This window comes from Rhodococcus sp. (in: high G+C Gram-positive bacteria) (genome assembly GCF_049286785.1).
Classification (GTDB): Bacteria; Actinomycetota; Actinomycetes; order Mycobacteriales; family Mycobacteriaceae; genus Rhodococcus_F.
This window is the reverse complement of record NZ_JBAQEO010000707.1, coordinates 17583-28109: the sequence shown is the minus strand read 5'-3', so window position 1 is coordinate 28109 and position 10527 is coordinate 17583. Positions and strand designations below refer to the sequence as shown.

10 protein-coding genes are annotated in these 10527 nt (G+C 67.4%); 2 read left to right on the top strand and 8 right to left on the bottom strand.

Annotated elements, in window-relative coordinates:
* A partial coding sequence (locus WAW17_RS25615; RefSeq protein WP_422335686.1) for a MaoC/PaaZ C-terminal domain-containing protein occupies positions 1–356 on the top strand: 356 nt, incomplete at its 5' end.
* Here WAW17_RS25615 and WAW17_RS25610 read toward each other — a convergent pair.
* From WAW17_RS25610 to WAW17_RS25575, 8 genes are read right to left on the bottom strand one after another with little or no spacing between them, the layout of a single operon-like run.
* On the bottom strand, positions 317–1408 hold the full coding sequence (locus WAW17_RS25610; protein ID WP_422335685.1) for an MSMEG_0565 family glycosyltransferase: 1092 nt from the start codon (positions 1406–1408) through the stop codon (positions 317–319). The genes WAW17_RS25615 and WAW17_RS25610 overlap by 40 nt on opposite strands.
* 1 nt (position 1409) lies before the next feature.
* Positions 1410–2243: a carbon-nitrogen hydrolase family protein gene (locus WAW17_RS25605; protein WP_422335684.1), complete on the bottom strand. Its 834-nt coding sequence runs from the start codon at positions 2241–2243 to the stop codon at positions 1410–1412.
* Positions 2244–2261: 18 nt separating this feature from the next.
* Positions 2262–3518, bottom strand: a complete 1257-nt coding sequence (locus tag WAW17_RS25600) for an MSMEG_0569 family flavin-dependent oxidoreductase (protein WP_422335683.1) — start codon at positions 3516–3518, stop codon at positions 2262–2264.
* Positions 3515–3820, bottom strand: a complete 306-nt coding sequence (locus WAW17_RS25595) for an MSMEG_0570 family nitrogen starvation response protein (protein ID WP_422335682.1) — start codon at positions 3818–3820, stop codon at positions 3515–3517. Before WAW17_RS25595 ends, WAW17_RS25600 begins: the two co-directional genes overlap by 4 nt.
* Positions 3813–4760: a carbon-nitrogen hydrolase family protein gene (locus WAW17_RS25590; RefSeq protein WP_422335681.1), complete on the bottom strand. Its 948-nt coding sequence runs from the start codon at positions 4758–4760 to the stop codon at positions 3813–3815. The genes WAW17_RS25595 and WAW17_RS25590 overlap by 8 nt, the downstream gene beginning before the upstream one ends.
* Complete coding sequence (locus WAW17_RS25585; RefSeq protein WP_422335680.1) at positions 4757–6208, bottom strand: MSMEG_0567/sll0787 family protein; 1452 nt, start codon at positions 6206–6208, stop codon at positions 4757–4759. The genes WAW17_RS25590 and WAW17_RS25585 overlap by 4 nt, the downstream gene beginning before the upstream one ends.
* Entirely contained in the window at positions 6169–7230 is a 1062-nt protein-coding gene (locus WAW17_RS25580; protein WP_422335679.1) for an MSMEG_0568 family radical SAM protein, read from the bottom strand. Before WAW17_RS25580 ends, WAW17_RS25585 begins: the two co-directional genes overlap by 40 nt.
* Positions 7231–7241: 11 nt before the next feature.
* The gene (locus WAW17_RS25575) at positions 7242–7766 is read right to left on the bottom strand and encodes an MSMEG_0572/Sll0783 family nitrogen starvation response protein (protein WP_422335678.1); all 525 of its coding nucleotides are present in this window, start codon (positions 7764–7766) and stop codon (positions 7242–7244) included.
* 422 nt (positions 7767–8188) lie between these two features.
* Between WAW17_RS25575 and WAW17_RS25570 the strand changes: the two genes are divergently transcribed.
* Complete coding sequence (locus tag WAW17_RS25570) at positions 8189–10420, top strand: serine/threonine-protein kinase (RefSeq protein ID WP_422335677.1); 2232 nt, start codon at positions 8189–8191, stop codon at positions 10418–10420.
* Positions 10421–10527: the final 107 nt, after the last annotated feature.

Below are 10527 nucleotides of genomic sequence, written 5' to 3'. Positions count from 1 at the left end.
ATCCCCAGTCGTTCCACATCGACAAGGATGTCGCGGAGGCAGGCCAGTTCGGAGGGCTCATCGCCAGCGGGATACACACGATCGCGGTGTATCAACGGTTGAGCATCACCCGTGTCTTCGCCAATTGGAGCGTGATTGCCGGCCGACGCCTGCGTGACGTGCGATTCCTTCGGCCGGTCCGTCCGAACGACGTGCTGACCGGCACTCTCGTCATCGAGGACATCGCGTTCGACGATCGGTCACGCGCCCTGCTGACAACGTCGGGTGAGTTGGTGGACGGGGACGGCAACCGCGTGCTCAGCGTGGTCGTCGAGGCCTATATCCGTGCCCGCCCCGTGGGCACGTGCGCCCGATAGAACGCCAGGTGCGCGGCGGCCGCGTCGTCCCAGCTGTGTGCACGGGCAAGTGCCCGGCCCCGCTCCACCCGCACAGCATCGGGCCGGGCCGCCAGCGCGTCGGCCATCTCCTCGTGGGTCGAGGCGAAGAGAACGGTTTCGCCGAACACCTCCCGTAGGACCGGCAGATCCCGTGCCACCACGGGAACTCCGGCGGCGAGTGCCTCCATCGCCGCCAGGCCGAATCCTTCCTTCGTCGAGAGGAAGCCGAACACCGCGGCCTGCGCAACGAGGGCCGGAAGCTCCTCGTCGGCAACGGTCCCGAGGATCCGCGGCTGCACGTCCAGTTCGGCGCACCGTTGGTCGAATTGCTCGCGATATCCCCGGTAGTCGAACAGCGTCTCACCACCCGCGAAGACCAGCTGCAGGTCGGGGCGCCGAAATGCCAGCCGCGCGTACGACTCCACCAGGTCGATGCTGCCTTTGCGTGGCTCGATACCGCCGACGGCGAGGACGTACTCACCGAGTTCTTCGGCCCACCGCCCCCGGCCGGTGGCATCGTCCACGGCCGCCTCGAAGCGCTGGGAATTCACGCCGTTCGGAATGACGGTGGGTTCGAATCCCCACCCCTCCCGCACCTCCTTCGCGACGGCGTCCGAAACGCAGATCCGGGCGTACGGTTTCACCACCGCGCGTTCGTGGCACACCACCAGCGCCGGGGTGGTGAACTGATCGAGGTGGTGGATGGTGCGCACACACCGTCCGACGGCGTTGGCGCTGATGCAGTCCTGAGCGTGCACGATGTCGTAGTCGTCGGCGGTGAACGCGGCCCGCAGGACGTCGATGGAGCGCAAGATCCGCGCGCCGACGTCCTCGCCGTCCACAGCCGCGAACGGCACCACCCGGAGCGTCACCGCCGGATCCACGTCGCGGAAGAACCCACCGTCGCCACCGCGTCCCAGTGTCCACACCGTCACGTCCGCGCCCTGACGCGCCAGCGCCTCGGCCAGGGCGAGCGTGTGCACCACGCCGCCGCGCGGCTTGGTCGAGTACGTCAGCAACGCGATCCGCACGTCAGGCCTCTCCTTCTGTCATCAAGTTCCGGTAGGTGTCGACGCGCCGCTCGTCCAGGTGCCGCAGCACCTTGCGGGCCCGATCGACCTCGTAGCCGACATCGAGGTCGACCACCGCCAGTCCGCCCTTCGTGCCGGTCCGGGCCAACACGTCACCGCCCGGGCCCACCACCTTCGCCTGGCCCAGGAACCGCAGGCCACCCTGCACGCCGGTCTGGTTCGACGACGCCAGCACCACCTGGTTCTCGGCGGCCCGAGCCGAGTCGTACAGGTCGAACAACCGGGACTGGCGGTCCTGCGGAATCCGGGCCGCACGATCGGTGACGCTCGCCGGCCACGCCGACAGGGCCGCGATGATCCGGGCGCCGTCGAGGGCGAGGGTGCGCGCCGATTCGGGGAAGGTCTTGTCGTAGTCGATCAGCATCCCCATCCGTCCGACCGGGGTGTCGAACGCCGCGAACCGGTCGCCGGCCGAGTAGGCCAGCGATTCGCCTGCCGGCTGGTGAACCTTGCGGTGGCTACCGACGATGCCGTCGCCGGTGATGCAGGCCGCCGCGTTGTACCGGGCACCGCCGCACAGTTCGGTGTAGCCGATGCACACCGTCATGTCGCCGGCCATCTTCGCGACGGCTGCCAGTTCGGGCCCGTCGGCACGGAGCGCCGGCGGCAACTCCGCGACGTCCGGGCTGCGGAGGTCGGAAATGTAGCCGCCCAGGCAGGCGTCGGGGAGCACCAGCAGGTCGATCGCATCCCGGTGCGCGCTCTCGATCAGCGCATCCAGTTTGAGCAGTGCCCGGTCGATGTCACGCCCGAAGTGGGCCGCGAGTGCGGCCACCCGCGTTGTTCCCACTGCTCAGACCAGCGAGGCTGCAACGGGACCTACCCCCGCCTCCAGCAGGATCCGGTCCGCGAGGAACTCGGCGTCACGCGCCACACCGGCGAAGCGACCCGACCCCCACGTGTGCTGCCAGGGCAGTCCGAGGAAGAACAGCCCCGGCACCGCCGTCACCCCGCGGTTGTGGCACGGATGGCCCTCGCCGTCGAACACCCCGGCGTGCAGCCAGCGGTAGTCGGTGCGGAAACCGATGGACCAGATCACCGACGTGATGTTCGCACTCGACAGATCGAGGGAGGTGATCTCGCGTTCCGGCCGCCAGACGGGCACGTACCGCTCCTCGGTGGGGGCGTCGATGCCCTCCTGTTCGATGAACGCGTCGATCGAATCCTTGATGCTCTCGCTCACCGCATCGGCAGCGTCCAGCGACGCCTCGAGTGTGGGCGCGAACTGCAGGGTGCCGTCCACCACCTCGAGCATCCGCCCGTACAGCCGCATCCCGTCCCGTGCGAAGGCCCGGAGGTCGATGTCCCTGCCACCGTCCCGGCCCGTCACGTAATGATTGGTGTTCTCACGCTTGGCGAGTCCCCCCGGATGGTCGGCGATGGACACGTCGTAGGTTCCCATGTCGTGCAGCCAGGCCACGCAGTCGCGGCCGCGGTAGAAGCGCGCCACTCGCGGCGCTCCGCCGGTTACGAGATGCACTGTGCGGCCGTCGAGTTGCAGATCCTCCGCGATCTGGGCACCCGACTGGCCGTTGCCGACCACCAGCACCTCACCGTCCGGCAGGCCGGCAGGGGTTCGGTACCGAGAGGAGTGGATCTGGGTGATACCCGACGGCAGCCGCTCGGCGAACCGGGGTATCACCGGAATGTGGTACCCGCCCGTGGCGACCACCACCTGCCTCGCCCGCACCGGCCCGGCCGTCGTATCGACGTCGAAACCGCCCGACACCGCCTGGTGCACCGACGTGACCGCAACGCCCTCACGGACCGGTGCCGGAAATGTGTCCGCGTAGCCACGGACGAACGCGTACGTCTGCTCCCGGGTCATGAAGCCGTCCGGGTCGTCCCCGTCGTAGCTGTACCCCGGCAGATTGCACTGCCAGTTCGGAGTGACCAGAGTGAAGTTGTCCCAACGGCTGTCGCGCCACTCGTGAGCAATGCCGTCACGCTCGAGCACCACATGGTCGATGCCCCGCTGCACCAGGTGCCAGCTGATCGACAGTCCGGCCTGGCCGCCGCCGATCACCACGACGTCATGTTGTTCGGTCATCGGGTACCTCCGGGAAGGGTTGCCGGGTTCATCTCCAGAACCCGGACGGTGGAAGCCGAAGCGTGCGTATCGGCCACCTGTTCGAGGCTCGCGATCTGTTCGACCGCCGAGGTGCAGTACACACCGAACCTGGCACGCACCCGTTCGCTCGCCTCGGTGAGCGCCGTGCGGCTGCGGTCCAGGAATTCGGCGACGGAATAGTCGGTGCCCGCCGTCAGGTAGTCGTGCAGGACCAGCGAGGGCGAGTAACAGGACTGCGTTCTGCCGTCCGGCCACTGCACGGTGAACGTCATCTCAGGCATGGACCGGGACCCCGATCCGGCGTGCGGCCGCGGGCCGCTGTTCCTCGGTGAGCAGGGCTCCGGTCACGCGATTCTCGGCCACCATGTCGCCGTAGAATTCGGGACGACGGTCGCGCAGGTTGTACATGCCTCCGCTACGAATCGCCTTCAACTCCTCCTGCACATCGATCTTGACCGATGCCAGTCCGGCGGCGGTGCCCGTCCCCGCGAGAATCTCCCCACCGGGGCCGACGATCTTTGCGCTGCACACGAATCGGAGCGATCCGAACGTCCCGGCCTGATTGGACGCCACCCACACCACCTGGTTCTCGGTGGCCCGTGCCCGGTCGTAGATGTCCATGCGTTGCTTCCAGCGGTCGTGTTCCATGTCCTCGACCTGCGCTGTCCTGGCCGTAGGCCAGGCGGACAGCGAAGTGATGATCTCGGCGCCGTCGAGTGCCAGGGCACGCGCCGCTTCCGGGAACGCCTTGTCGTAACAGATCTGCATACCCATGCGCCCGACGGGTGTATCGAACGCCTCGTACCTGTCTCCGGCCGCGTAGCAGAGGTTCTCGCCGAGCGGCTGGTGCACCTTGCGGTAGGAGCCGAGAATGCCGTCGCCGTGCAGCGTGACCGCAGCGTTGTACCGCGTGGCGCCCTCTGCTTCGCAGAAGCCGAGGGTGACCACCAGATCACCTGCCATGTCCCTCACGCGACGCAGTTCCGGCCCATCCAGATCCAGCGCGGGTGGGAGCCGACGCAGTCGGCGCTGACGTTGCTCCTCGGTTTCGTCGCCGCCGCCCAGACTCGGCAGGTACCCCCCGAGGCAGGCCTCGGGCAGGACCAGCAGTGAACTTCCCTGCGCCCGAGCCTCTTCGATCAGCCCGCCGATGGTCAGGTACGCCTGTTCCATGTCGCGGCCGAACTCCGCCGCCGCAACCGAAATTCCGATCTCGCTCATGCTCTTCCCAATCCTGTGACGGTGGAGCGCACCGCACGCGTGATCACGCCGTCGGGCCAGCGCAGGCCGACCCCCGGCTCGTTTGTCAGTTGTCCGCAGATCGCGGACGTAGCGGGCCCCGCCGGCGCGACACCGCGTCCGGGCCGGTCGGCCGTCACCATGGCGAATCCGGGAAAGCAGCTCATCCAGTCGCCCATGGCTGCTCCATCCGGGACCGGGATCGCGGCCACGTCCAGCACCGCTCCCGTTCCACTCGCCTCGGCGAGCATTCCGGTGGTGCCGGCAAGCCCCGCCATGCTCACGTCCTTCGCCGCAGCAGGTCGGGTCCTCGCGACGAACGAGCCCATGGCGGCCAACTCCTCGGAAGTCCGCCACGAGGTCGAATCCCATTGTTGTCCGGTATATCCGGGACGCCATCCGCCACCGAGATCGGCGGTGAGCCGGAGTGCGTCGCCGACACGGCCCCCGCCCGCCGGGACCGGTGTGTCGGCCCTGCCCAGCGCTGTCACCGACAGCGCCGCGGGAACACCGAGCTGGGTGTGGCCACCGAGAATCGGAACGTTCCACATCCGGCCGGCCCGGCTCAGCCCGCGGATCACGCGGACGAGGGTCGACCGGTCGGGGGCGCCGACCGCGTCGAGCATCCCGACCGGCTGCGCTCCCATCGCGGAAAGGTCGTTGAGATTCACCAGTGCCGCACACCACCCGGCCCATTCGGGGTCCCGCTGGACCATGGACGGCACGATGGCATCGCAGGCGGCGACGAGGTCGCTGCCGGGCACCGGTGCGCCGTCGTCACCACGGTAGCCGTCGCCGCCGAGAGACTCAGCTCCGGTCATCAAGGGCGCCAACGTCTCTGCCAGCACCGACTTGGTGGACCGGACAAGTCGTTCCACCCGGTCGATCGGCCACCGCATCGCAACGTGCGGCACACCCGCCACCATGGCGGCTCCGACATTCTTCCATCCGAGCCGGCTGAACATCGGCTCGTTCGCGAGTTGCACCGTGGCGTCGAACCGGAGCACCCCGCACGACTCCACGTAGGCGCACGCGGCCCGGACCAGGGCCGTGCCCAGTCCACGAGTGTTGCGGGCGCGGCGGTCGACGACGAGCCGGCTGCCCAGCCACCAGCCGAGGTCCACACCGTCGGTGGCCGGTGCCACGCGAACGCCGCCGAGCACCGCACCACCCGATTCGGTGGCCACCAGCACCACCGTGCGCGGGTCGTCGTCGATGTCGTCCCGGTCGCTGCCCGCGAACAGACCCTGCTCCTCGACGAATGTTTCCCGGCGCAACGCGTGGTACGCCCCGAGGAGGGATGCCGACTCTGCGGGCTGAATCAGGAAGTCCTGCCCGGAAGCCGCGGGCGGCGGCCCGGTGAGAACCGAGAATTCCAATTCGTACACGGTCAGCCTCCCGCGTTCTGCAGCACGCTGCACGCCCCGCATGCAGCACAGCCGGCCTTCTGATCGGAGCCGAGCATGCCCGCGGCCTGCAGTTCCTTCGCCACTCGCGCGGTGACGTCCTCCAGCAGCCCGGGCGCCGGCGCCTGGACGCCGTCCACATCCACCGCCAGGGTTCCCGCGAGCGGCCGGAACGGCACCACGAAGGGGTACACACCCATCTCGATCAGCTCGGCGGCCGCGGCCACCAACTCGTCGGGATCCTCACCCAGACCGACGAGCAGATAGGTCGACACCTGATTGCGTCCGAACACCCGCACCGCCTCGCGCCACGCCGCCCGGTACTCGTCCAGTGGCACGGTCGACTTGCCGGGCATCCAGCGTCGCCGGACCTCGTCGTCCAGCGACTCCACGTGGATGCCGATCGATGCGGCGCCTGCCTCGTACAGATCGGTGATGGTCTGCAGATCCCCGGGAGGCTCGCACTGCACCTGGATTGCGAGATCCGGGACGACCGCCTTGACCGCTCTGACGCACCGCGCGAGGTGGCGGGCGCCTCGATCCTTCGCCGCCGAGGTGCCGGTGGTCATGATCATCTGGGTGATGCCGTCGAGCTGCACCGCCGCTTCCGCGACCTCGGCCAGCTGCTCGGGGCGCTTCACCGCGACGGTCGACCCCGAGTCCAGCGATGCCTCGATGGAACAGAATCGGCAACGCTGGTCCGCGTCGTACCGGACGCAGGTCTGAACTACAGTGGTGGCCAGTACATTCGAGCTGTGCAATCGTGCGATCTTCTCGTACGGCACACCCTCGTCGGTCTGCATGTCGTAGAACCTGGGACGTTGGATGGGCTCGATGTCGAGACCGACGTCCGAGCCGTTCATCAGTAGCCGAGTGCCGCTCACGGTGTACGGGCTGTCCGATCGGATCGGGATGGCGCCACCGATGCCGCCGATCATCACATGCCCGTCGTCGCTGGGACCGGCGCCGGACCGTCGGCGTACCGGCGCATCCATGACGCGGATGCCGCGCACCGCGACATCGGCTCGAATTGACAGGCCACTCATGCGGTTACACCTCAGACCATGTAGGTGGAGTTGATGATTGCGCCCTTGCGGGCATAGTGGATGATCGCGTCCTGCACGTCCAGCGGATGGGCGGGAATGGCGCCCTCGATCAGGTCTTCCTCACGGTGTCCGTGCAGCGCGAGTCCGAAGCGGCACACGAACACCGTGCCGCCCTCCTTGATGAAGGTGGCCAGCGCTTCGTTGATGTTCTGCTCACCGGGGAAACCATTGTCACCGGTAGTCGGGAAACCGCGCGTGGCAATGGCATTCATCGATCCCGGACCGTAGAAGTAGATGGCCGATTCGAAGCCCTTGCGCAACGCTCGCGTTGCCTGGAGCACGGCCACGAAGCTCACCGACGACTCGTGCGCGATTCCGTGCACCAGCGTGAAGTACGTCTCGCCGTCCTCCGCCCGGTAATCCGGGAAGATCTTGGTGGAACCGTAGATATTGGTGCCCTTGGGCAGGGCCGGATGGGGGATCTCGGCGAGGGACTTCTCGATGTTCGCGGCAATGGTGTCGTCGATATCGGTCACGTGCTACTCCTGGGGTCAGCGATGTGAGATCTCTGGATCTGCGGTTTCGAAGGGCGAAATCCGTTCGGCCCGGCGTTTTCCGGGCTGCAACCAGTACACGCAGCGACCATTTCCGAATGGTCTCCGGTGGAATAACGCCATGTTGCGCGACTCTCACGAAACGCCGAATCAAGTAACACTGTTGTAGCTTTCGCGATGATCCCGCAGGCCTGCGCGCCTGTCCGTCGGGAGTCTGCCGACCCGCGGTCGAATACCACGCCGTCCCCGGGTCCGGGCCGAACAGCGGCTGCACGAGCCCTCCACACTGGCCCATCCGTCCCGGTCGGGAATATCCTTGCCATAGCAGTCCGCAGTGCTGGAGACCACCCCTGATGCATCCGGAACGATCGACCACGAGAAATCGCCCGCCGAGTGATTCGACGATGGCGACCGAGCCGCCCACCGAGGTGGACGAGGGCACCGACCTGTCGTCTACTCCGCCATCGGCGAGGACGAATTTCGTGGTCGACACCGGCGTGGAACGCCTCGTCGCCGACTGGGAGTCGTCCGGATCTCCGTCCGATCTCGACCAGTATCTGCCGGACGCAGCAACGATCCGGCGTTCGGCACTGATCGAACTGATCAAGGTGGATCTCGAGTACCGTTGGCTCCACTCGAACCGGCCCAAACGGATCGCCGACTACTGCTTCGAGTTCCCCGAGTTGCTCACCGAGCCGCTGCCGGCCGAACTCGTCTACGAGGAGTTCCGGGTACGCCGCCGGAGCGGGGCGCGCGTCGAGCCGCGAGAATACGCCGCCGAGTTTCCCGAACAGGCCGCCGAGTTCGAGGACCTCGTCGAGGATCACACCGGCGAGAGCGGTGACCTGGCACTTCCGAAGGGTGCCGATCTCGAGGTCGGGAAGCGTCTCGACGACTTCGACCTGGTGACAGAGCTCGGACACGGAGCGTTCGCGCGGGTGTTCCTTGCGCGGCAGCGCTCGATGCAGCGTTGGGTGGCGCTGAAGATTTCACGCAACATCGGCACCGAGGCACAGACCCTGGCTCAACTCGACCATCCCTATATCGTCCGGGTCTTCGACCAGCGGGCACTCGAAGACCGGCAGCTCCACGTGCTGTTCATGGAGTACGTACCCGGCGGAACCCTGCTGGATGTGGTGAAGCTCGTCCGGAAGACCCCGCCGGAACTGCGCACCGGGCGGCTTCTTCTCGATTCCATCGACGAGGTTCTCGGTCGCAAAGGAGAGCTCCGACCGAGCGATTCGAGCCCGCGACGGGAGATCGCGGCGCTGTCGTGGCCGGAGACCGTGGCCTGGATCGGACTACGGCTCGCCGAGGCCCTCGAGTACGCGTGTGAACACGGCGTGCTGCACCGCGATATCAAACCGGCAAATGTGCTGCTCAGTGCCGAGGGCGATCCCAAGCTCGCCGACTTCAACGTCAGTTCCGGTGTCGATCCGACCGCACCACCGGTACTCATCGGCGGTTCGGTCGCGTACATGTCGCCGGAACAGCTGGAGGCGATCACGCCGGTGCCGGCGAGGACCGGCAGCGGAATCGATACCCGGAGCGATATCTACGCGCTGGGAGTCATGCTGTGGGAATTGCTGACCGGAGAGCGCCCGTTCGTCGAGCACGGCGGCGAGTGCCCGCCCTCCCCACAGCAGGCACTCGAGGCCCGGCGCCGGGGCATCGATCCGGACCGGTCGGCGCTGCCCGCCGACTGTCCCGCGGCGTTGTGGCGCATCCTGATCACCTCGCTCGCTCCCGACCGGAACGACCGGTGGTCGAGCGGCCGGAAACTGGCACGCCAGTTCGCGCTGTGTCTCGACCCGCACGCCCGCGACCTCGTCGACCCTCCACCGGAGAGCTGGCGGTCCACCATGTGGCGGTGGGCGCTGCCCGTGCTGATCTTCGCGGTGGGCATCCCCAACCTGCTGGCGACCGGGTACAACTACTACTACAACAAGGTCCTGATCATCTCGTCACTTCCTTCCGAGGCCCAGCAACATCTCGAACAGGTGCACCTGGTCGTGGGTGTTGCCTCCTTCTCGCTGGGCGCGGTGCTGATCCTCTTCTGGTGTCGACTGTCCCTCACCGTCCCTCGCGGTCTGAACAACGGCCGCATTTACAGCTCCGAGGCGCTGGGGAAGGCCCGCGCCGCCACTTTCGGACTCGGTCACCGCGCCGTCGTGGTCAGCTTCGGGCTGTGGATGGTGGCCGGTGTCGCCTACCCGGTGGCACTCGAGATCTTCGCCGGCGGAATCCCGCTGCGGACGTACACCCATCTGCTCGCCTCGTTGGCGGTATGCGGGGCGGCCGCCATCGGCTACCCGTTCTTCGCTCTCACGTTCTACGCGGTTCGATGCCTGTGCCCGATCCTGTTGTCGCACGGAGAACTCCGAGGCAGCGACGCACGGAGCATCCGGGCGCTGGGACGCGCGATGCCTCGGTACCTCGCGGTCGCGGCAGCGGTTCCCCTGGTGGGTATCGCGGGACTGAGTTTCGTCGGTTCCGATGCCGCCGCCGTCGACACCACGGTCCGGGCACTGTGCCTCGGCGGCATCCTTGCGTTCGTCGTGGTGTACCAGCTGTTCCGGAGGATCGAGGCCGACCTACGCGCTCTGCAGCGGGTGGTGACGCTCGGGGCGGGCTGAACCTCTCACGGCGGGCACCCGAAACCTGACCAGTTGCGAACAAGATGAAACCGAGGCCGTTCCACAGACGTACAGAATGTGGCTCTTCCGCAGTTCAAAAGCCCATG